Annotated in this window: 21 protein-coding genes and 1 pseudogene; 16 read left to right on the top strand and 6 right to left on the bottom strand. The window is 72.8% G+C overall.

Going from position 1 to position 19,776, the window contains the following annotated elements:
• Positions 1–4: 4 nt before the first annotated feature.
• The 3 genes and pseudogenes from ACH4RC_RS22110 to ACH4RC_RS22100 form a co-directional block, all read left to right on the top strand.
• Positions 5–1,180, top strand: a complete 1,176-nt coding sequence (locus tag ACH4RC_RS22110; RefSeq protein ID WP_398203450.1) for a Gfo/Idh/MocA family protein — start codon at positions 5–7, stop codon at positions 1,178–1,180.
• The gene (locus ACH4RC_RS22105) at positions 1,173–2,102 is read left to right on the top strand and encodes a PmoA family protein (RefSeq protein WP_398203448.1); all 930 of its coding nucleotides are present in this window, start codon (positions 1,173–1,175) and stop codon (positions 2,100–2,102) included. Before ACH4RC_RS22110 ends, ACH4RC_RS22105 begins: the two co-directional genes overlap by 8 nt.
• Positions 2,103–2,148: 46 nt before the next feature.
• Positions 2,149–2,412, top strand: a pseudogene (locus tag ACH4RC_RS22100) (cupin); the annotation flags it as partial.
• 45 nt (positions 2,413–2,457) lie between these two features.
• Here ACH4RC_RS22100 and ACH4RC_RS22095 read toward each other — a convergent pair.
• Positions 2,458–3,168 carry a TVP38/TMEM64 family protein gene (locus ACH4RC_RS22095; RefSeq protein WP_398203447.1) on the bottom strand — a complete coding sequence of 237 codons (711 nt, stop codon included), beginning with the start codon at positions 3,166–3,168 and terminating at the stop codon, positions 2,458–2,460.
• 142 nt (positions 3,169–3,310) lie between these two features.
• Here ACH4RC_RS22095 and ACH4RC_RS22090 point away from each other — a divergent pair, with 142 nt between their 5' ends.
• From ACH4RC_RS22090 to ACH4RC_RS22075, 4 genes are all read left to right on the top strand, one after another.
• Entirely contained in the window at positions 3,311–4,015 is a 705-nt protein-coding gene (locus ACH4RC_RS22090; RefSeq protein WP_398203445.1) for a DNA alkylation repair protein, read from the top strand.
• 295 nt (positions 4,016–4,310) lie between these two features.
• Complete coding sequence (tuf, locus tag ACH4RC_RS22085) at positions 4,311–5,492, top strand: elongation factor Tu (RefSeq protein ID WP_398203443.1); 1,182 nt, start codon at positions 4,311–4,313, stop codon at positions 5,490–5,492.
• 82 nt (positions 5,493–5,574) lie between these two features.
• A complete protein-coding gene (locus tag ACH4RC_RS22080; RefSeq protein ID WP_398203440.1) occupies positions 5,575–6,420 on the top strand; it encodes a patatin-like phospholipase family protein in 846 nt (281 codons plus the stop codon).
• Between the two features lie 310 nt (positions 6,421–6,730).
• Positions 6,731–7,564 (top strand): spermidine synthase, encoded by an 834-nt coding sequence (locus tag ACH4RC_RS22075; protein ID WP_398203600.1) that lies wholly within the window; start codon positions 6,731–6,733, stop codon positions 7,562–7,564.
• Here ACH4RC_RS22075 and ACH4RC_RS22070 read toward each other — a convergent pair.
• Positions 7,551–8,870, bottom strand: a complete 1,320-nt coding sequence (locus ACH4RC_RS22070; RefSeq protein ID WP_398203439.1) for an MFS transporter — start codon at positions 8,868–8,870, stop codon at positions 7,551–7,553. The genes ACH4RC_RS22075 and ACH4RC_RS22070 overlap by 14 nt on opposite strands.
• Before the next feature lie 90 nt (positions 8,871–8,960).
• Positions 8,961–10,058: a hypothetical protein gene (locus tag ACH4RC_RS22065; protein ID WP_398203436.1), complete on the bottom strand. Its 1,098-nt coding sequence runs from the start codon at positions 10,056–10,058 to the stop codon at positions 8,961–8,963.
• Between the two features lie 135 nt (positions 10,059–10,193).
• Here ACH4RC_RS22065 and ACH4RC_RS22060 point away from each other — a divergent pair, with 135 nt between their 5' ends.
• The 3 genes from ACH4RC_RS22060 to ACH4RC_RS22050 all read left to right on the top strand — a co-directional run bounded on the left by ACH4RC_RS22060 (position 10,194) and on the right by ACH4RC_RS22050 (position 11,771).
• A complete protein-coding gene (locus tag ACH4RC_RS22060) occupies positions 10,194–10,631 on the top strand; it encodes a DUF4442 domain-containing protein (protein ID WP_398203598.1) in 438 nt (145 codons plus the stop codon).
• An 87-nt stretch (positions 10,632–10,718) separates the two neighbouring features.
• Positions 10,719–10,892 carry an antitoxin gene (locus ACH4RC_RS22055; protein WP_398203434.1) on the top strand — a complete coding sequence of 58 codons (174 nt, stop codon included), beginning with the start codon at positions 10,719–10,721 and terminating at the stop codon, positions 10,890–10,892.
• A gap of 231 nt (positions 10,893–11,123) precedes the next feature.
• Complete coding sequence (locus ACH4RC_RS22050) at positions 11,124–11,771, top strand: DedA family protein (RefSeq protein ID WP_398203432.1); 648 nt, start codon at positions 11,124–11,126, stop codon at positions 11,769–11,771.
• A gap of 16 nt (positions 11,772–11,787) precedes the next feature.
• Here ACH4RC_RS22050 and ACH4RC_RS22045 read toward each other — a convergent pair whose 3' ends face one another.
• Positions 11,788–12,327, bottom strand: coding sequence for a gamma carbonic anhydrase family protein (locus ACH4RC_RS22045; RefSeq protein WP_398203430.1), 540 nt, complete (start codon positions 12,325–12,327; stop codon positions 11,788–11,790).
• A gap of 114 nt (positions 12,328–12,441) precedes the next feature.
• On the opposite strand from ACH4RC_RS22045, the gene ACH4RC_RS22040 reads away from it, so the two are divergent.
• Both ACH4RC_RS22040 and ACH4RC_RS22035 read left to right on the top strand, forming a co-directional pair.
• Positions 12,442–13,182: an acyltransferase gene (locus ACH4RC_RS22040; RefSeq protein ID WP_398203428.1), complete on the top strand. Its 741-nt coding sequence runs from the start codon at positions 12,442–12,444 to the stop codon at positions 13,180–13,182.
• 59 nt (positions 13,183–13,241) lie between these two features.
• Complete coding sequence (locus ACH4RC_RS22035; RefSeq protein ID WP_398203425.1) at positions 13,242–14,537, top strand: MFS transporter; 1,296 nt, start codon at positions 13,242–13,244, stop codon at positions 14,535–14,537.
• A 50-nt stretch (positions 14,538–14,587) separates the two neighbouring features.
• Here the strand turns inward: ACH4RC_RS22035 and ACH4RC_RS22030 are convergent, their stop codons facing one another.
• Complete coding sequence (locus tag ACH4RC_RS22030; protein ID WP_398203422.1) at positions 14,588–15,469, bottom strand: EamA family transporter; 882 nt, start codon at positions 15,467–15,469, stop codon at positions 14,588–14,590.
• 93 nt (positions 15,470–15,562) lie between these two features.
• On the opposite strand from ACH4RC_RS22030, the gene ACH4RC_RS22025 reads away from it, so the two are divergent.
• Both ACH4RC_RS22025 and ACH4RC_RS22020 read left to right on the top strand, forming a co-directional pair.
• Positions 15,563–16,135, top strand: a complete 573-nt coding sequence (locus ACH4RC_RS22025) for a helix-turn-helix domain-containing protein (protein ID WP_398203420.1) — start codon at positions 15,563–15,565, stop codon at positions 16,133–16,135.
• Between the two features lie 43 nt (positions 16,136–16,178).
• The gene (locus ACH4RC_RS22020) at positions 16,179–16,739 is read left to right on the top strand and encodes a YbaK/EbsC family protein (RefSeq protein WP_398203418.1); all 561 of its coding nucleotides are present in this window, start codon (positions 16,179–16,181) and stop codon (positions 16,737–16,739) included.
• Positions 16,740–16,764: 25 nt separating this feature from the next.
• On the opposite strand, the gene ACH4RC_RS22015 is transcribed toward ACH4RC_RS22020, so the two are convergent.
• Positions 16,765–17,754 carry a LacI family DNA-binding transcriptional regulator gene (locus ACH4RC_RS22015; protein WP_398203597.1) on the bottom strand — a complete coding sequence of 330 codons (990 nt, stop codon included), beginning with the start codon at positions 17,752–17,754 and terminating at the stop codon, positions 16,765–16,767.
• A 153-nt stretch (positions 17,755–17,907) separates the two neighbouring features.
• Between ACH4RC_RS22015 and ACH4RC_RS22010 the strand changes: the two genes are divergently transcribed.
• Complete coding sequence (locus ACH4RC_RS22010; RefSeq protein ID WP_398203417.1) at positions 17,908–18,801, top strand: carbohydrate ABC transporter permease; 894 nt, start codon at positions 17,908–17,910, stop codon at positions 18,799–18,801.
• Positions 18,802–18,806: 5 nt separating this feature from the next.
• The gene (locus tag ACH4RC_RS22005; RefSeq protein WP_398203415.1) at positions 18,807–19,730 is read left to right on the top strand and encodes a carbohydrate ABC transporter permease; all 924 of its coding nucleotides are present in this window, start codon (positions 18,807–18,809) and stop codon (positions 19,728–19,730) included.
• Positions 19,731–19,776: the final 46 nt, after the last annotated feature.

Here is a 19,776-nt window from a genome sequence, read left to right as displayed (position 1 = left end):
GCCCATGCGCAGCACACCCGAACCAGTAACAGCCACCCCCACCCGCCCGGGCCCCCGCCGCCACCGCCTCAAGGCCGCCGTCATCGGCACCGGCGCCATCGCCCGCGGCAGCCACCTGCCCGCGCTGAGAGAACTGGCCGCGGAAGGCGAACTGGAGGTCGTCGCCGCGGTCGACATCGACGACGACGCCGTACGCCGGTTCTGCGCGGACGGCGACGTCCCGCACCCGTACACCGACCTCCGGCGCATGCTCGACGAGCGGCAGCCCGACCTCGTCTCCGTCTGCACCCCGCCCACCCTGCACCGCGAACAGACCGTCGCCGCCCTGCGGTCGGGCGCCTGGGTGTGGTGCGAGAAGCCGCCGACGCCGTCCCTGGAGGAGTTCGACGCCATCGAGGCGGCCGAGGGCGCGCAGGGCGGCCCGTACGCGGCGATCGTCTTCCAGCACCGCTTCGGCTCGGGCGCCCGGCACGTCCGGGACCTGCTCGCCAAGGGCGAGGTGGGCCGGCCGCTCGTCGCCCACTGCCAGACGACCTGGTACCGGGACACCGCCTACTACGCCGCACCGTGGCGCGGCCGCTGGGCCAGTGAGGGCGGCGGGCCCGCCATGGGCCACGGCATCCACCAGACGGATCTGCTGCTCGACCTCCTCGGGCCGTGGTCCGAGGTGCGGGCGATGGCCGGGCGGCTCGTGCACGACGTGGAGACCGAGGACGTCTCGACCGCCCTCGTACGGTTCGAGAGCGGCGCCATGGCCACCGTCGTCAACAGCGTCCTCAGCCCCGACGAGGTCAGCCGCATCCGGATCGACTGCGAGCGCGCCACCCTCGAACTCACCCATCTCTACGGGTACGGCAACGCCGACTGGACCGTCACCCCCGCCCGCGACGTGCCCGCCGGCCTCGCCGCCTCCTGGCGCGACTTCGGCCCCGACGTGCCCAGCTCCCACCTCGCCCAACTCCGCGAACTCGTCGCCTCGATCCGCGCGGGCGAACGCCCCCGCGGCAGCGGGCCCGACGGGCGTACGAGCCTGGAGCTGGTCTCCGCGCTCTACAAGTCCGCGTTCACCGACTCCACCGTCCGCGCCGGCGAGATCGGCCCCGGCGACCCGTACTACACAGCCCTGCACGGCGGCGCTCCCGGCTGGGCGCCCGTCCAGGAGGCCGCCGCCCATGAATGAGATCCTGCGCGTCGTCCACGCCCACGGCGACCGGATCACCGTCACCGAACGCACCACGGGCGTCGAACTGTTCGCCTACGTGTACCGGCCCGAGGCGGCCTGGGAGGCGCCCAAACCGTACCTGCACCCGCTCAGGACGCTGAGCGGCGACGTGGTCACCGACTACCGGCCCAACGACCACCGCTGGCACAAGGGCCTGCAGATGACCGCCTCGCACCTCTCGGGCCAGAACCTGTGGGGCGGCAACACCTACGTCCACGGCGAGGGGTACCTCGCGCTGCCCGAGCGGGTCGGCTCCATGGCCCACGTGGGTTTCGACACGGTCGCCGCCGGCGCGCACGGGCTGACCATCGCCGAACGCCTGACCTGGCACCCGTACGACGGTGAGCTGTGGGCCGACGAGGAGCGCCGCATCGAGGTGCGCGACGTCGACCCGGCCGCCCGGGCCTGGACGCTGACCTGGACCAGCGCCGTCACCAACCGCCGCGCCGAGCCCCTGCGCTTCGGCAGCCCCACCACGCACGGCCGCGAGATGGCGGGCTATACCGGCCTGTTCTGGCGCGGGCCGCGCGGCTTCCGGGACGGGCGCGTCCAGACCGCCGGCACCGAGGGGCCCGGGGCGATGGGGACGCAGGCGCCCTGGCTCGCGTACAGCGCCGAGCACGACGGCGCCGACGGACACGCCACGCTCGTCTTCGAGCATGCCCCGGAGAACGACCACGCGGGGGAGCGGGGCGCGCATCCGGCGCACTGGTTCGTGCGCAACGACCCGTTCGCCGCCGTGGCCCCCTCCTTCGCTTTCCACGACGAACTCGTCCTGGAGCCCGGCGCCACCCTCACCCGCCGCTACCGCGTCGTCGTCGCCGACGGCGCCTGGGAACGCGACGAGATCGCCAAGTACCTCGCGGAGCACCCGTGGTGACCGGTGAGGAGGAGCGGGCCGGGGCCTTCACCGGGTTCCCGGCGAAATCGCCCTCCCGCATCTGTCCGTCTACGACCGGCCCGCCGCCGACGGCCTGTGCGGCGGCGCCCCGCACACGCACCTCACGCGCGGCGAGGGCTACGTCGTCACGGGCGGCAGCGGCGCCGTCCAGACGCTCACCGCCGCCGGGTTCCAGGAGACGCCGCTGGTGGCGGGCGCCGTCGCCTGGTTCACGCCGGGCACGATCCACCGGCTCGCCAACGAGGACGGGCAGGAACGGGCGGCAAGGGCCCGGCGCGACCTCGCGGTCAGTGCGGACGCCTGGACGTGTACCGGGCCGGCTGAGGCCGCCCGGCTACCGGACCCTGGCGCGCAGCTTGTGCCGCTTCAGCCACGCCACCAGCGCGCCCGCCACGGCCGTGACCGTGATGAAGCCCATCGCGATCAGGAACGCGGGCGAGGTCGGCGTCGAGGCGCGGGCGCCCGCCACCACGTAGGCCGCCGTGTTGGGAATCGATCCCAGCGCGGTGGCCAGGAGGAAGGCGGGCCAGCTCATCCGGGAGACGGACGCGCAGTAGTTGGCCGCCCAGAACGGGATGCCGGGGAAGAGGCGGGCCGCCAGCATCGAGCGGAAGCCGTGCCGGCTCAACTGGCCGTCCGCCGCCTTCAGCCAGCGCCCGCGCAGCAGCGGCCGCAGCGCGTCCTGGCCGAGCATCCGGCCCAGACCGAAGGCGAGCCCCGCGCCGAGCACGGTTCCGGCGATCGCCCCGAGCAGTCCGAGCTGGGAGCCGAACAGGGCGCCCGCCGCGAGGTTCAGCAGGGGGCGCGGCATGAACGCGACCGTGCACACCCCGTACGCCACGGCGAACAGGACCACCGCGGCCGCGCCGCCCACCTCGGCCTGCCATCCGCCGGACAAGTACCTCTGCGGCTCGAACAGCAGCACGCACGACGCGCCCGCGGCGAGCAGCGTCACCAGCAGCGCGAGTCTCGCCCAGGGCGAGAGCAGGACGCGGGTGCAGCGCGCGGCCAGGCCGGCGGGACGGGCGGCTACGGTTTCGGACATCCGGGGAGACTAACCGACACGTACATAAGATCGCCGTAGGTTGTATCTCACCTTTGCTGCGGTTCTTCCCGCGGTTCCGGCTCGGGACGAGGCCCGGGTTCCGGTCCGAGACCCGGTCCGAGAGGTCCCGAGGAGGAGTCCCGTGTCCGTCGCCGCGCCGCCGCCGAGCGCCTTCGCCGACACCGTGCTGACCAGGCTCATCGAGGTCTACGGCGCCGAGGCGGACCCGGAACGCGCCGCGCGGATGCGCGCGTACATGAAGGACGTCGCCCCCTTTCTCGGCCTTCCCTCGCCCCGGCGGCGGGAGTTGAGCAAGGCGGTGGTCGCGGGAACGCCGCGGCCGGACGAGACGGATCTCACCGCCGTCGCCCTGCGCTGCTGGGAGCTGCCCGAGCGCGAGTACGCGTACTTCGCCGTCGACCTGCTGCGGCGGCATCTCCGCCGGCTGACCTCCAGTTTCCTGCCGGTCGCCCGGCAGTTGGTGGTGACCGTGCCGTGGTGGGACACGGTCGACCTGCTCGCCGCGCACGTGGTGGGCGGTCTCGTCGCCGCCGATCCCGCTCTCACCGCCGACATGGACGCGTGGATCGAGGACGGCGACCTCTGGGTCGCCCGGACCGCGCTCCTGCACCAGCTCCGCCACAAGGAATCGACGGACACCGAGCGGCTGTTCGCGTACTGCCTGCGCCAGGCGGGGCACCCGGACTTCTTCATCCGCAAAGCGATCGGCTGGAGCCTGCGCGAGTACGCGAAGACCGACCCCGACGCCGTACGGTCCTTCGTCGCCGCCCACCGGGACGTGCTCGCGCCGCTTTCGGTGCGGGAGGCGCTGAAGGCCACCGGCTAAAACCGTTCGACGCAAGGCGCCGGGTCAGCGATGATCTGGGCATGTTCCGGCACGCCTTCCTCGCAGCTCCGTCCGCAGTCGCGGACGCTGCTCAGGCTGCCGTCCTTCACGCAGCAGCCGTCGACGGCGCGCGAAGCTGACCCTCTCCGGACACTCCGGCGGACCCCGCAGGGGGAGGGTCGGCCCGGCCCAGGGGTCCCCGCCTCCCGCACTCGCGTGAGGCCCTCGACATCCGAGCACGCACCGCACAGCCATGCGCCGTGCCCCGGACGTTCCGGAAGGAACCACCCCAGCCATGCCCAAGACGGCATACGTGCGCACCAAGCCGCACCTCAACATCGGCACCATGGGCCACGTCGACCACGGCAAGACCACCCTGACCGCCGCCATCACCAAGGTCCTGGCCGCCCGCGGCGCGAGCACCTTCGTGCCGTTCGACCGGATCGACAAGGCCCCGGAGGAGGCGCAGCGCGGCATCACCATCAACATCGCGCACGTCGAGTACGAGACCGACACCCGCCACTACGCCCACGTCGACATGCCCGGTCACGCCGACTACATCAAGAACATGGTCACGGGCGCGGCCCAGCTCGACGGCGCGATCCTCGTCGTCTCCGCGCTCGACGGGATCATGCCGCAGACCGCCGAACACGTCCTGCTCGCACGCCAGGTGGGCGTCGACCACATCGTCGTGGCCGTCAACAAGGCCGACGCGGGCGACCCCGAGCTGACCGACCTCGTCGAGCTCGAGGTGCGCGAGCTGCTGTCCGCGCACGGCTACGGCGGAGACTCCGTGCCCGTGGTCCGGGTCTCCGGGCTCAAGGCCCTGGAGGGCGACCCGCGCTGGGTGGCGTCGATCGAGGCGCTGCTCGACGCGGTGGACACGTACGTCCCGGTGCCCGAGCGGTACGTGGACGCGCCGTTCCTGCTGCCGGTCGAGAACGTGCTGACCATCAGCGGGCGCGGCACCGTCGTCACCGGCGCCGTGGAGCGCGGCCGCGTCCGCCTCGGCGACCGGGTCCGCGTGTACGGGGCCGAGCCCGGCAAGGACGCGGAGACCGTCGTCACCGGCCTGGAGACGTTCGGCAAGCCGATGGACGAGGCGCAGGCCGGGGACAACGTGGCGCTGCTGCTGCGCGGGGTGCCGCGTGACGCGGTGCGGCGCGGCCACGTCGTCGCGGAGCCCGGCAGCGTCCGGCCCGCCCGGCGCTTCACCGCGCAGGTGTACGTCCTGTCGGCGGCGGAGGGCGGCCGCACCACGCCCGTCGCCACCGGCTACCGGCCGCAGTTCTACCTGCGCACGGCCGACGTCGTCGGGGACATCGACCTCGGCGGCACGGCGGTCGCCCGGCCCGGGTCCACCGTCACCATGACGGTCGAGCTCGGCCGTGACGTGCCGCTCGAGTCCGGGCTCGGCTTCGCGATCCGCGAGGGCGGCAGGACCGTCGGCGCGGGGACGGTGACGAGCGTCGAGTGAAGGGGGTGGTGCGGCCGGGCCCCGGCCGCACCATCCGTGCGCCACACTGGGCGCAACTCACGGGCGCGCGGGGGAGGTCACGGTGGCGGGCAGGGCACTCGTACTCGGCAGTGGCGGGATCGCGGGCGTCGGCTGGCTCTGCGGGATGCTGCACGGGCTCGCGGAGGCGGGCGTCGGGCTGGACGACGCGGACACCGTGATCGGCACCTCGGCGGGCGCGATCGTCGGCGCCCAGCTCACCTCCGGCAAGCTCACCCCGGCGGCGCTGTACGAGCGTCAACTCGCCCCGCACGGGCACGAGCTGGGCGGCACGCTCGGCGCGGGCCTCCTCCTCCGCTTCGCCCGCGCCGCGCTCACCTCCCGCACCATCGAGGCGTACGGCCGTGCGCTCGGCCGGTTCGCGCTGGCCGCGCCCACCCCCAAGGAGGCGGCGCGGCGCGCCGTGATCGCGGGTCGCCTCCTCTCCCACGACTGGCCGGAGCGGCGCCTGCTGATCACCGCGGTGCAGGCGCGCACGGGGGAGTTCCGGGTCTTCGACGGGGAGGAGGGCGCCGCCCTCGTCGACGCCGTCGCCGCGAGCTGTGCCGTGCCCGGTGTCTGGCCCCCGGTGACCATCGGGGGCGCCCGCTGGATCGACGGCGGGATGCGTTCCCCGGCCAACGCGCAGCTCGCCGAGGGGCACGAGCGGGTCGTCGTCCTCGCCCCCGTCGCGGTGGGCGGCGGCGTCCTGCACCCGGCCCGCGCGCAGGCCGCCCGGCTCGCCGCCGCGGGCGCCCGGACCATCCTGATCACCCCGGACCGCGCCGCGCGCCGCGCCTTCGGCGTGAACAGCCTGAACCCGGCCCACCGCGCCCCATCCGCCCGCGCGGGCCACCGACAGGCGGCGACCCATGCGGAGGCGGTCCGGAAAGTGTGGACCGCCGACTGATCCGGCGGGCCGGGCCGGGGCGGCCTGAAGGTTGATGGCCGGCCGGGTCGGGGGATCGGGCCTGGGCGGCGGGCCGGGTCGGGCGGCCAGGAGCTGCATGCCCGACCGAATCGGGCGGCAAGCGGTCGGGCCGCCGACTGAACCGAGAGGCCGGGCTCCGCGCGGCCCCCGGCACAATGGGCACGTGAACGAGCCCAGCCCCGTACCGGATCCCGATCCCGTACCGGATCCCGATCCCGTACCGGATCCCGATCCCGTACCGGATCCCGACCCCGTACCGGACCCCGACCCCGCACCGGACCCCGAGCCGATACCCGTCACCCGCCCCGTCGATCACGGCCTCGCCAAGCTGCTGCCCGATGTGGATCGGCGGCGCGCGTGGCTGCTCACCGTGGATGGGGCGCCGCAGTCCTACGTCGACCTCGACGAACCGGGCCACCTGGAGTTCGAGTACGCCCGGCGGCTCGGCCACGTGATCGACTGTGCGGCGCCCGAGGGACGGCCGCTGGACGTGCTGCACCTGGGCGGCGGCGCCTGCACGCTCGCCCGGTACGTCGCCGCGACGCGGCCCGGGTCCCGGCAGGACGTCGTCGACGCGGACCGGGCGCTGCTCGGCCTGGTCGCGGAGCACCTGCCGCTCCCGGCCGGATCGGACATCTCCGTGCACGGCGCCGACGCCCGGCAATGGCTGGCGGGCGCGCCGGACGGCTCGGCGGACGTCCTCGTGGCCGACGTGTTCGGCGGCTCGCGGGTGCCCGCGCACCTGACGACGCAGGCGTACGCGCGCGAGGCGGGCCGCGTGCTGCGGCCGGGCGGCACCTACGTGGCCAACCTCGCGGACGGGGCCCCGTTCACCTTCCTGCGCTCCCAGCTGGCAACCCTGAGGACCGTGTTCGCGCACCTCGCGCTGATCGCGGAGCCGGGTGTGCTGCGCGGCCGGCGGTTCGGCAACGCCGTGCTCGTCGCCTCACGGCGCGAGTTCGACGTGGCGGAGCTGGCCCGGCGCACCGCCCGCGACGCGTTCCCGGCCAGGGTCGAGCACGGTGACGGGCTGCGCCGGTTCGTCGGCGACGCGCAGGCCGTCACGGAGGCGGACGCGGTGCCGTCGCCGGAGCCGCCGGGCGGCTCGTTCAGCGTGGGGTGAGGTCGGCTTCCCGCGCGGCGGCGTCGTCGCCGGACGACGCCACGACCTCCGTCCCGGCGCGGCGCCGCAGATTGCGTACGTCCGGTACGAACAGGACCGCCGATGTCGCCACGACGACGAGCACCGCGCAGCCCCACAGCGACTCGGTGCGGCCGAACGCCGACTCGGCCGGGCCCGCGAGCGCCGTGGCCAGCGGCACCATCGCCACCGAGCCGAACCAGTCGTAGGCCGAGACGCGTGAGAGCTTGTCCTCGGGGATCTCCTGGTGCAGGGCGGTGATCCAGGAGACGCCGAATATCTCGATCGTGACGCCGCTGACGAACATCACGGCGATCAGGGCGCCGAGGGGCACCGGGACCGCCAGCGCGGCCGAGGGCAGGGCGAGGGAGAACACCGAGAGGGTCGCGGCGAACAGCAGCCGTTGCGGCTTCCAGCGCATCATCAGCAGGCCGCCGAGGATCGTGCCGACGCCGAACGCGCCGAGGGCGATGCCCCAGGGCCCGGCCCCGCCAAGATCGTCCCGCGCGACCAGCGGTCCGAACACCGACTCGGCCGCGCCCACCACCGCGACGACCACGGAGAACTGGGCGACGATCGTCCACAGCCAGGGCCGCCCGACGAACTCCTTCCAGCCGTCCCGCATGTCGGAGAGGAGCCCGCTGCCCGGCACCCGGGGCGCGATGTGGCCGACGTCAAGGAACATCCGCAGACCGCCCGCGACCGCGAACGCCGCCGCGTCGAACGCGAGCACCCAGCCGGGCCCGATCGCCGCGACCATCGCCCCGCCGAGCGCGGCGCCGCCCACCGCCGCGCCGGACATCCCCATCCGGAACAGGGCGAACGCGCGGCTCGCCTGCTCCCCGGAGACGGACGCCATGAGCATGCCCTCGGCCGCCGGGTTGAAGAACGCCTGACCCGTGCCGCCGAGCGCGCTGAGCGCCATCATCTGCCACAGCTGCGGATCACCGTGGAGCACGAGGAGCGCGAAGGCGCCTTGCGAGAGGAAGTTGAGGGCGTTGGCCGCGACCATCACGTGGTGGCGCGGGAGACGGTCCGCCACCGCGCCGCCGACCAGCAGGAACACCACCAGGAACAGGGTGCGCGCGGCGGCCACCAGACCCACGTCGCCGCCGTCACCGCCCGCGTCGAGCACCGCGAACGTGGACGCGATCAGCGCCCCGTGCGCGCCGAGCGTCGTGATGAACGAGGCGACGGCGAGCAGCGTGTAGTTCCGCCCGGCCCACGCGGGACGGCGACGGCGCGGGCTCTCGGACGGAGGCGGCGGGGAGGCGGCGGCGGAGGTCACTGAGGGACTATCGCCGCCGCACGCCCCATCTGCCAAACCGTTTCCCCCGGCCAGGGCCCCCGGGGCTCCGGGGACGGGCGCGCCGTCCGGTCAGGAGGTGGTCGGGTCCTTGTAGTAGCGGACCGAGCCGAGGATCTTGTCGATCGTCGCGTCGTCCAGCTCGCCCTTGACGCCCTTGGCGCCCCACAGGTCGAAGGAGACGAAGTCGCCCGCCTCGTTCTGGAAGGCGAAGACGACCGCCTTGCCGTCGCTGGCGCACTTGCCCTTCTGCGGCGTGTTCTCCGAGGTCGCCCTGGTAAGACTGCCCTTGATGCCCTGGCCGTTGGTGAAGTCCTCGGCCTTGCCCGTCTTCACCGACTTGATGTCCGGCTCGGTGTAGCCGCCGTAGATCCACCACGGGATCCGGTTCTCGGCCGCCTGCGCGGCGGTCTTGGCGCCGTCCTCACCGCGCGTGCCCGCGCCGGCGAGCGAGGTGTCCTCCTTGCGTCCGTCCTTGTCGGAGTCGTCGGAGCACCACTTGGTCTTGAACTCGGCGGGAGCCGACACGGTGGTCATGCCGTGCTCCTTCTTGCCCTTCTTGTCCTTGTAGTCGTACTCGAAGCCGATGATCTGGTCCGAGCCGCCGGGGCTGACCTCCCAGCCGGGCGGGACGTCGAAGACCGTCTTGTGCTTGGTGTTCACGACGGGCTGCCACCCGGCGACGACCGGCTTGACCTCGGCCTCGGTGCCGCGCGGGTTGTCGCCGCCCGACGCGGAGGCCGGCGCGCTCGGCGACGGGCTCGCGGACTGCGAGGCGGCCGGGTTCTTCTTGTCGCCGTCCTTGCCGTTCGTGGCCTCGTCGTCCTTGTCCCCGCCGAGCACCAGGAATCCGGTCACCCCGGCCGCGACCACGACGGCCACCGCGGCGACGATCGCGACGATCTTCGTGCGGTTGTCGCCCTTGTCCGGGCCGCCGCCCTGGTTCGGCGGCTGCGGCGGACCGAGCGGAGTCGTCGGCGCGTTCCACCCCTGCTGCGGCTGCTGCTGATACGGGTTCGGCTGCTGGTACCCCGGCTGCTGGTACGGGTTCGGCTGCTGATACCCGGGCTGCTGGTACGGGTTGGGTGTCGGCGGGTTGCCGGGATGGTTCGGCTGGTTCGGGTCCTGCGGGTTCTGCTCGCCCCCGGGCGGCTGCTGTCCTGGCCACATGGCCGTAAACGATAGAGGGTCCTGGGGTGCGCGGGGTCCGCGCCCGGTACCGGACGTGCAACGGTTTCGCGCCACCGGGGAGGATGGCCAAGGTTGCTACCGCTGGGTAACATGCGCGCCATGAGCGCAGATCAGATGTCCGTCGGCGAGATGCTCGCCGCCACGGTGCCGATGGCCCGCACCCTGAACCTCGAGTTCCTGGAGACGACCCCGGACAAGGCGGTCGTCGCCCTGCCCGACCAGGCCGACTACCACAATCACGTCGGCGGCCCGCACGCCGGCGCGATGTTCACGCTCGCCGAGTCCGCGAGCGGCGCCATCGTCCTCGCCGCCTTCGGGGACCAGCTCTCGCGGGCCGTGCCGCTGGCCGTCAGCGCCGAGATCGCGTACCGGAAACTGGCCATGGGCCGGGTCACCGCCACGGCGACCCTGGGCCGCCCGGCCGCCGAGGTGGTCGCGGAGCTGGACGCGGGGGAGCGCCCCGAGTTCCCGGTGACCGTGGCGATCCGGCGGGCGGACGGCGCCGTGACGGGCGAGCTGACCGTCGTGTGGACCCTGCGCCCCAACAGCTGATCCCTCCGGTCCCGCCGGCCCTGCGGATGCGGCGTCCCGGGTGAGCCCCCATGCTGGAGGCAACGGCTCGAACCGAGGAGGCCGACCATGTCCGTGATGGACAAGCTCAAGCAAATGCTGAAAGGCCATGAGGACAAGGCCGGCCAGGGTGTCGACAAGGCCGGTGACTTCGTGGACGACAAGACCCAGGGCAAGTACAGCAAGCAGGTCGACACGGGTCAGGACAAGCTGAGGGACCAGTTCGGCAACGACCAGAAGTAGGCCGCGACGACCAGAAGCAGGCCGCGCAGCCCTGCCCGCGTAGCCCGCGTGGAAGGCCCCACCGTGCCCACGGTGGGGCCTTTCGGGTGTCCCGGCCCTCTTCACCGCCGCCCCGATGCACCTTTTCGCTCTCAGCCGCGTCATACGGAGCAGGTAGGCTGCCCGGCGTGCGCGGCCAGAGGGGGAGCGCACGCCGGGCACACGGTTTTATCGGTACAGGAGGCGACCGCCTTGCACGTCCAGGAATGGCTCGACACGATTCCGGCGGTCGCGATCTACGCGCTGGTGGCCGGGGTCATCGGCCTCGAGAGCCTGGGCATTCCGCTGCCCGGCGAGATCGTCCTCGTCTCGGCGGCGCTGCTGTCGTCGCAGCACGGCGACGTCAACCCCGTCGTCCTCGGCATCTGCGCCACGGCCGGCGCCGTCGTCGGCGACTCCATCGGGTACGCGATCGGGCGCAAGGGCGGCCGGCCGCTCCTGGCGAAGCTGGGACGGAAGTTCCCCAAGCACTTCGGGCCCGCCCACATCGCGACGGCGGAACGGTCCTTCGACAAGTGGGGCATGTGGGCCGTCTTCATCGGCCGCTTCATCGCGCTCCTGCGCATCTTCGCCGGACCGCTCGCGGGCGTCCTGCACATGCCGTACTGGCGCTTCCTCATCGCGAACGTCCTCGGCGGCATCGTGTGGGCCGGCGGCACGACCGCCGTCATCTACTACCTGGGCATCGTCGCCGAGGACTGGCTGAAGCGGTTCTCGTACGTGGGTCTCGGCCTGGCCGTGCTGTTCGGGCCCGGGTCGATGCTCTTCATGAAGCGGCGCGCGGCCAAGGTCGCCGCGGAGTCCCCGGCCGAGCCGGAAGCGGTCCCGGCCGGGGAGTGACCCTCCGCTCGACGGGTCAGGCTCCGTGGGCCGCCCGGTGGGCCTTGGCCAGTTCCACGTAGAGCGTGCCGTTGAGGGTGAGGCCCTCGCGCTCCTCCTGGGTCAGTTCGCGCCTGACCTTGGCGGGGACGCCCGCGACCAGCGAACCGGGCGGCACGACCATGCCCTGCGGGACCAGCGCCTGGGCGGCGACCAGGGAGCCCGCGCCGATCACCGCGCCGTTGAGGACCGTCGCGCCCATGCCGACGAGGCAGTCGTCCTCGACGGTGCAGCCGTGCAGGACCGCGTTGTGCCCGACGGAGACGCGCGCGCCGACCGTCACCGGGAAGCCGGGGTCGACGTGGACCGTGCAGTTGTCCTGGATGTTGCTGTCGGCGCCGATCTCGATGGGGCCGCAGTCCGCGCGCAGCACCGCCCCGTACCAGACGCTGGCGCCCGCGCGCAGCGTCACCTCGCCGATGACGACGGACGTCGGCGCCGTGAACGCCTCCGCGTCCACCTGCGGCTCCTTGCCGCCCATCCCGGTGACGAGTGCCTCGTGGCCCGTGGATCCCATCGCTCGCCGCTCCTCGTGTCGTGTGCTGTCGCGCCTGGGCGAACCGTACCCGTGGGGTGAAGATCACAGCTCGTCGAGGTGGGGGCGGACGGTACGGGTGAGTAACGTGGCGCCGTGCCGAAGCAGTGGAACGTGTTCTCGCCGCGTGGGCGGTCCGCCAGGGGCGGTCTCGCCCACCGCGCCGTCCAGGCGGGCTGGCGCTGGGCGCAGCGCCAGGGCGCGGTCACCGCGGAGCGCCCCGGCGGGCACCGGTTCGGCGCGATCGGCCACGGCACGAAGCTGGCCTTCCCGCAGGGAACCGTGTTCGGGGAGGGGTGGATCCGGCTCGGCGCGCACTGCATCATCGGCGAGCAGGTCACGCTGACCGCCGGGCTCATGCCCGACCTCGACCTGGGGCCCGATCCCATACTGACCCTCGGGGACGGCGTCGTCATCGGACGCGGCAGCCACGTCATCGCGGACACGACCGTGACCATCGGTCGCGACGTGTACATGGGCCCGTACGTCTACATCACCTCCACCAACCACTCCTACGACGATCCGCACGAGCCCATCGGCAGGCAGTGGCCCCGCATGGAGCCGGTGGAGATCGGGCCCGGCTGCTGGATCGGCACCGGCGCGGTCGTCCTGCCGGGCGCGAGGATCGGGCGGAACGTCGTGGTCGCGGCCGGGGCCGTGGTGCGCGGCGAGGTGCCGGACCACGCGGTGGTGGCCGGGGCGCCCGCCCGGATCGTCCGGACCTGGGACGCGGAGACGGGCTGGCAGCCGCCCCTGCGCACGCCCGCGCCGCGGCCGATCCCCGCCGGGGTGACGCCGGAGCAGCTGCTCGCCCTGGCCGACCTTGAGGAGCCGTAGCCGTTCGGTGCGATAGTGAACCCTGGATTCGATAGATGTAACGAGCAACCAGGAACCACGTGAACACCAGCGAGAGCAGTACCGGCACCGGCACCGGACCGCGGGAGGCCGAGGCGGAGCGGCGCGGATGGCGCCGTTTCGCCATGGACACGCGTCCGCTGCGCATCCCCGCCTACCGCCGGCTGTGGTCGTCGACCATCGTCACGGCCGTGGGCAGCCAGCTCACGGCGGTCGCCGTGCCCAAGCAGATCTTCGACATCACCGGCTCGTCGGCGTGGGTCGGCGCCGCGAGCATGGCGGGGCTGCTTCCGCTCATCGTGTTCGCCCTGTGGGGCGGCGCGGTCGCCGACACCATGGACCGGCGCAAGCTCCTGCTGATCACCAACTGCGGCATCGCCGTGACCTCGGTCCTCTTCTGGGTCCAGGCCCTCATGGGGCTCGACTCGGTGGCGGCGCTCATGGTGCTGCTCGCGGTGCAGCAGGCGTTCTGGGGCCTCAACGCCCCCGCGCGCAACGCCTCCATCGCCCGGCTCGTGCCCGAGGGGCAGCTGGCCGCCGCCAACGCGCTCGGCTCGACCGTCATGCAGACCGGGCAGGTCGTGGGCCCGCTCCTCGCCGGCGTCCTCATACCCGTCATCGGCCTGCCCGAGCTGTACCTCGTCGACGCCCTCGCGCTGTGCGTCACCGTGTGGGCGGTCTACCGCCTCCCGGCGCTGCCGCCCCTGGATCCGTCGACGAAGCGCCGGGCGGGCGTGCGCGAGATAGCCGCCGGCTTCCGCTACATCAGCGCCCACAAGGTGCTGCTGCTGTCCTTCCTCGCCGACATCATCGCCATGGTCTTCGGCATGCCCCGCGCCCTGTTCCCCGAGCTCGCCGCCGGGACGTACGCCCCGTACGGGGAAGGGCTCGCCCTGGGCCTCCTCTTCGCCGCCATCCCGATCGGGGCGGTGGTCGGCGGGCTGTTCTCCGGCACGTTCTCGCGGGCCGGGCGGCACGGCTGGATGGTGATCGGCGCGGTCGTCGCCTGGGGCGCCGCGATCACCGGGTTCGGGCTGAGCGGCAGCCTGTGGCTCGCGGTGGTCTTCCTCGCCGTGGCCGGGATCGCGGACATGGTCTCGATGGTCTTCCGCGGCGCGATCCTGCTCTCCGCGGCCACCGACGAGATGCGCGGCCGTATGCAGGGTGTCTTCACCGTCGTCGTCGCGGGCGGCCCGCGCCTCGCCGACGTCCTGCACGGCTCGGCGGGCTCCGCCTTCGGCCCCCGCACGGCGGTCGCCGGGGGCGGTCTCCTGGTCGTCGTCCTGATGCTGGCCCTGGCCCTGGCGGTCCCGGCACTGCGCCGCTACCGAGTCTGACCCGTCCCCCGTCCCTGAAGCGTGACGGCTCATGTGCCGGGCGGGGCTGCTCACCCCGCCGCCAGCAACACCGTTCCCACCAGGGCCAACCCCGCGCCCGCCGCCTGCACGCCCCGCAGGCGTTCCGCCAGGAAGCCGCGCGCCGCCAGCGCGGTGATCACCGGGTACAGCGAGGCGAGCACCGCCGCCACCGTCACCGGCCCGGCCTGAGCGGCCAGCGAGTACGTGCCGTTGGCGGCGACGTCCGCGAGGCCGACGAAGGCCAGCGCGGGGAGCGAGCGGAGGATGAGGCGGGCGCCGCCGTCGGCCTTTGCCGGGAGCACCGGCGCCCCGCGCCCGGCGGAGACGCAGAGCGCCGCGCCGCCCGCCGCCACATTGGTCACGCGCTGCACGAACAGGGCGAGGAAGAGGCCCGTCAGCGTGGTCGACGCCTCCGAGATCAGGGCCATCACCGCGCCGAAACCGAACGCCGCGAGGAGCGTGAGCAGGACCGCCTGCCGCTGGACCGGGGCGCCCCGCAACTGAGGGCCGCCCGCCAGGACGATCCCCGCGACGGCCACGAGGATGCCCGCGAACTGGAGCAGGCCGGGGCGCTCCCCGAGCACCAGCCCCACCCCGACCGGCACGGCGACGCCGACCGAGCCGAGCGGGGAGACGACGCCCATCGGCCCGAGCGCGAGCGCCTTGTAGAACGCCAGCATGGCGACCGGGCCCACCAGACCCGCGCCGACGGCGAACCAGAGCTGCGGCCCCGCCTCGCGCCAGCCGCCCGTGGCGACCACGATCGCGCCGAGCACCACCGCGGCGACGGACTGCGACACGACCACGACCGTCAGGGCCGGGGCGCGCCGGGTGAGCAGCCCGCCGCCGAAGTCGGCCAGGCCCCACAGCACGCTTGTGGCCAGGGCGAAGAGCGCTGTCTGTGCTTCCACGGACGACCTCGCAGTACAGTTTGCTGAACACTTCGGTGCACCACAACGTAGTTCAATGCATTGCACTTCGTCATCAAAAATATTGGACGGAATGTGTCGGACCTCGACCTCCTGACCCAGTCCCTCGCCCGCAACGTCAAACACTGGCGGACCGAGCGCGGGTTCACCCTGGACGTGCTCGCCACCCGGGCCGGCGTCAGCCGCGGCATGCTCATCCAGATCGAGCAGGCCCGCACCAACCCGAGCATCGGCACCGTCGTCAAGATCGGCGACGCGCTCGGCATCAGCATCACCACGCTGCTCGACTACGAGCAGGGCCCCAAGGTACGGATCGTCCCCGCCGAGCAGGCGGTCCGGCTGTGGCACACGGACGCGGGCAGCTACCACCGCCTGCTGGCGGGCACCGAGGCGCCGGGGCCCCTCGAGATGTGGGACTGGCTCCTCCAGCCCGGCGAGGGCAGCCCCTCCGACCCGCACCCGCGCGGCACCGTCGAACTCCTCCACGTCACCGAGGGCGAGCTGACCCTGGTCGTGGACGGCGACCGGCACACGGTGCCCGAGGGCGCGAGCGTCACCTTCGAGGCGAACGTGCCCCACGAGTACCGCAACGACGGCGACGTGCCGACCCGGATGATCATGGCGGTCTCGGTCCCGTTCGAACGCTGAGACACCCGGAACCCGGCGCGGCGCGGGCTGTTAGCGTGCCGCCATGCGCGCACCCCTCGGCACCTTCGACGACGCCCGCCCCGCCCCCGACGCCCTGGACCTCCTCACCCGGCCCGTCGCCGACGCCGTACGGCACTGGCGCGGCACGGTGCCCGCGCAGGAGCTGATCCGCGTCGACACGGACCCCGAGTGGGCCGACACCGCGGCCTTCGTCGAGCGCTACGGGCCCGAACTGCTCGCCACCTCGGCCAACTGCGTGGTCGTCGCGGGCAGGCGCGGCGGCGAGACCACGCTGGCCGCCTGCGTCGTCCTCTCCACCACCCGGGTCGACGTCAACGGGGTCGCGCGCCGCCAACTGGGCGCCCGCAAAGCCTCGTTCGCCGCCATGGACACCGCCGTCGGCGAGACCGGCATGGAGTACGGCGGCATCACCCCCATCGGGCTCCCCGCCGACTGGCCGGTCCTGGTGGACGCGGCCGTCGTCGACCTGCCGCACGTCCTCATCGGCAGCGGCACCCGCAGAGGCAAGCTGATCGTCCCCGGCAAGGCGCTCGCCGAGGTGCCGAACGCGGTCGTCCTCGAAGGTCTGGGCGTCACCCTGTAGGTGACCGGTCCCGAACGGCCCGGCGTCACCCCGGAGACGGTCGTCCCGTGCTCTCCCGCACCACGAGCCGCGTAGGCACCAGCGTCGTACCCCGCTCCGCCTCGCTCTCGCGCACCTGCCGCAGCGCGCTCTCCACGCAGCGCCGCCCGACCTCGGCGAAGTCCTGGTGGACCGTGGTCAGCGGTGGCTGGAACGAGCCCGAGTCCGGGATGTCGTCGAAGCCGATCACCGAGACGTCCTCGGGGACCCGGCGCCCGCGCTCGTCCAGGGCGCGCAGCAGGCCGAGCGCCATCTGGTCGTTGGCCGCGAACACGGCGGTACAGCCGTCCTGTTCGGCCAGGCGCAGCCCCGCGCGGTAGCCGGACTCGGCCGACCAGTCGCCCCGTACCGGGGACGGGACCGGCCGCCCCGCCTCCTCAAGCGCCGTGCGCCACGCATCGGTCCGGCGCTGCGCCGCGTACGACTCGGACGGCCCCGCGAGGTGCCAGACCGTGGCATGGCCCAGGTCGAGCAGGTGGCGTACGGCGTCGCGGGCGCCGCCCGCCTGGTCGGTGTCGACGACGGCGTACCGGTCCCCGGCGTCGGAGTCGGCGACCACGACCTTCACGTGCGGCGGCAGTGACAGCTGCGCGGAGTCGAGGAGATGGACCTCCATGATGACGATGACCGCGTCGACCGCCAGTTCGCCGAGGCGGGAGAAGGCGCCGCGGACCTCGTCCTGGGTGGGCACCGCGACCGGCAGCAGCGTCACCGCGTACCCCTCGTGCGCGGCCGAGACCGCGATGGCCTCCAGGGTGCGCATGTTGCCCGTGGTGGAGAGGGTGAAGGTGATGACGCCGATCGTGCGGAAGTCACCGCGCTTCAGCGCGCGCGCCGCGCTGTTGGGCCGGTAGCCCAGCTCCTTCATCGCCGCGCGGACCCGTTGCCGCGTCTCCTCGTTGACGCCGGGGAAGCCGTTCGAGACGCGGGAGACCGTCTGCGAGGAGACCCCGGCGACCCGGGCGACGTCCGCCATCGACGCGTTCGGGGTGCGGCGCCGGCCTCCGGTGCCGTCGGGCGCCGGGCTCTTGACCGTGTTCATCAGGGCAGTGTAGACATTCGGCCACCGAATGTTTACGTAAACATTCGGTACCGCCCCGGTTGGACGCAGGAGCGAGGGACGCCCGACATGACGACGCTTCAACCGGCGGTGCGACGCACGCGCCGCTCCTGGACGGGCTGGGGCTTCATCGGCCCCTTCGTGCTCGTCTTTGCGCTGGTCTTCCTGGCGCCGCTGGCGTACTCGGTCTACCTCAGCCTCTTCCGCACCCAGCTCATCGGCGGCACCACCTTCGTCGGCCCGGACAACTACCGACAGGCGCTCCAGGACGGCCAGTTCTGGGACGGCGTCACCCGCGTCGGCCTCTTCCTGCTGGTCCAGGTGCCGGTCATGCTGGGCATCGCCCTGCTCGTCGCGCTCGCCGTCGACAGCGGCCGGCTCTACGGCAAGGACTTCTTCCGCATCTCCGTCTTCCTGCCCTACGCGGTCCCCGCCGTCGTCGCCACGCTCATGTGGAGCTTCCTGTACGGCACCCGCTTCGGCCTGGTCGGCGACGTCAACGACGCGTTCGGCATCGAGCTGCCCGACCCGCTCTCCTCCGACCTGCTCCTCGCCTCCATCGGCAACATCGTCACGTGGGAGTTCGTCGGCTACAACATGCTGATCTTCTACTCCGCGCTGCGTGTGATCCCGCACTCCCTCTACGAGGCCGCCGAGATCGACGGCGCGGGCCAGTGGCGGGTGATCTCGGCGATCAAACTCCCGGCGATCCGCGGCGCCCTCGTCATCGCCACCATCTTCTCGGTCATCGGCAGCTTCCAGCTCTTCAACGAGCCCGCGATCCTCCAGAAGCTCGCCCCGAACGCGATCACCACCGACTACACCCCGAACTACTACACGTACTCGCTGTCCTTCTCCGGCCAGCAGCACAACTACTCCGCGACGGTCGCCATCGTCATGGGCGTCCTCACCATGGCCGTCGCCTACGTCGTCCAGCTGCGCGGCATGCGCAAGGGAGCGTGAGCCCGATGACCACCCTCCTCGACGCGGCTGATACGCCGAGGTCCGCCGCCCCGCGCCTGCGCACGCCACGACCCCACCGCCCGGGACGCCCCCGGCGCAGCGTCCTGCTGACCGCGCTCACCGCGATCGTCCTCCTCTACAGCCTTCTGCCGCTGCTGTGGCTGCTGATCAGCGCCACCAAGACCCAGGAAGGGCTCGCCTCCTCCTTCGGGCTGTGGTTCGACGGGGACTTCGCCCTCTGGGACAACATCCGCACGACCTTCACCTACCAGGACGGCGTCTTCGGCCGTTGGCTCCTCAACACCCTGTTGTACGTGGTGGTGGGCGCGGGCGGCGCCACCTTCCTGGCCGTCCTCGGCGGATACGCCCTCGCCAAGTTCCGGTTCCCCGGCAAGCGGGCGGTGTTCGCCGTCGTCATCGGCGCGGTCGCCGTACCCACGACCGCCCTCGCCGTCCCGACGTTCCTCATGTTCAGCAAGATCGGCCTGACCGACACCCCGTGGGCGGTCATCGTCCCGTCGCTCATCTCACCGTTCGGCCTGTACCTGATGTGGGTCTTCGCCACCGAGGCCGTCCCCACCGAGCTGATGGAGGCCGCCCGCATCGACGGCGCGAGCGAGCTGCGCACCTTCTTCACGGTCGCGCTGCCGCTGCTCGCGCCCGGCACCGTCACCGTCCTCCTCTTCACCACGGTCACGACGTGGAACAACTACTTCCTGCCGCTGATCATGCTGAAGGACCCCGACTGGTACCCGCTCACCCTCGGCCTCGACGCCTGGAACAAGCAGGGCCAGACGGCCGGCGGCGAAGCCGTCTTCAACCTGGTCGTCACCGGCTCCCTGCTCACCATCGTGCCGCTGATCGCCGCTTTCCTGCTGCTCCAGAAGTACTGGCAGTCCGGGCTCGCCGCCGGAAGCGTCAAGGAGTAGGACCCGCCCCCTCCATCCCCGTAGAACCCACGACGAAGTGGAAGCC

Source organism: Streptomyces sp. NPDC016845, from assembly GCF_044332585.1.
In the GTDB taxonomy this organism is placed as follows: Bacteria; Actinomycetota; Actinomycetes; order Streptomycetales; family Streptomycetaceae; genus Streptomyces.
This window is presented reverse-complemented; position numbering and strand designations above follow the sequence as displayed.

Coding starts and splice junctions, on each gene's coding strand:
- ACH4RC_RS22060 (WP_398203598.1), top strand. CDS start 10,194: ATGTCCGTCGGCGAGATGCTCGCCGCCACGGTGCCGATGGCCCGCACC.
- ACH4RC_RS22105 (WP_398203448.1), top strand. CDS start 1,173: ATGAATGAGATCCTGCGCGTCGTCCACGCCCACGGCGACCGGATCACC.
- ACH4RC_RS22055 (WP_398203434.1), top strand. CDS start 10,719: ATGTCCGTGATGGACAAGCTCAAGCAAATGCTGAAAGGCCATGAGGAC.
- ACH4RC_RS22005 (WP_398203415.1), top strand. CDS start 18,807: ATGACCACCCTCCTCGACGCGGCTGATACGCCGAGGTCCGCCGCCCCG.
- ACH4RC_RS22065 (WP_398203436.1), bottom strand. CDS start 10,058: ATGTGGCCAGGACAGCAGCCGCCCGGGGGCGAGCAGAACCCGCAGGAC.
- ACH4RC_RS22015 (WP_398203597.1), bottom strand. CDS start 17,754: ATGGCGGACGTCGCCCGGGTCGCCGGGGTCTCCTCGCAGACGGTCTCC.
- ACH4RC_RS22110 (WP_398203450.1), top strand. CDS start 5: ATGCGCAGCACACCCGAACCAGTAACAGCCACCCCCACCCGCCCGGGC.
- ACH4RC_RS22045 (WP_398203430.1), bottom strand. CDS start 12,327: ATGGGATCCACGGGCCACGAGGCACTCGTCACCGGGATGGGCGGCAAG.
- tuf (WP_398203443.1), top strand. CDS start 4,311: ATGCCCAAGACGGCATACGTGCGCACCAAGCCGCACCTCAACATCGGC.
- ACH4RC_RS22095 (WP_398203447.1), bottom strand. CDS start 3,168: ATGTCCGAAACCGTAGCCGCCCGTCCCGCCGGCCTGGCCGCGCGCTGC.
- ACH4RC_RS22010 (WP_398203417.1), top strand. CDS start 17,908: ATGACGACGCTTCAACCGGCGGTGCGACGCACGCGCCGCTCCTGGACG.
- ACH4RC_RS22020 (WP_398203418.1), top strand. CDS start 16,179: ATGCGCGCACCCCTCGGCACCTTCGACGACGCCCGCCCCGCCCCCGAC.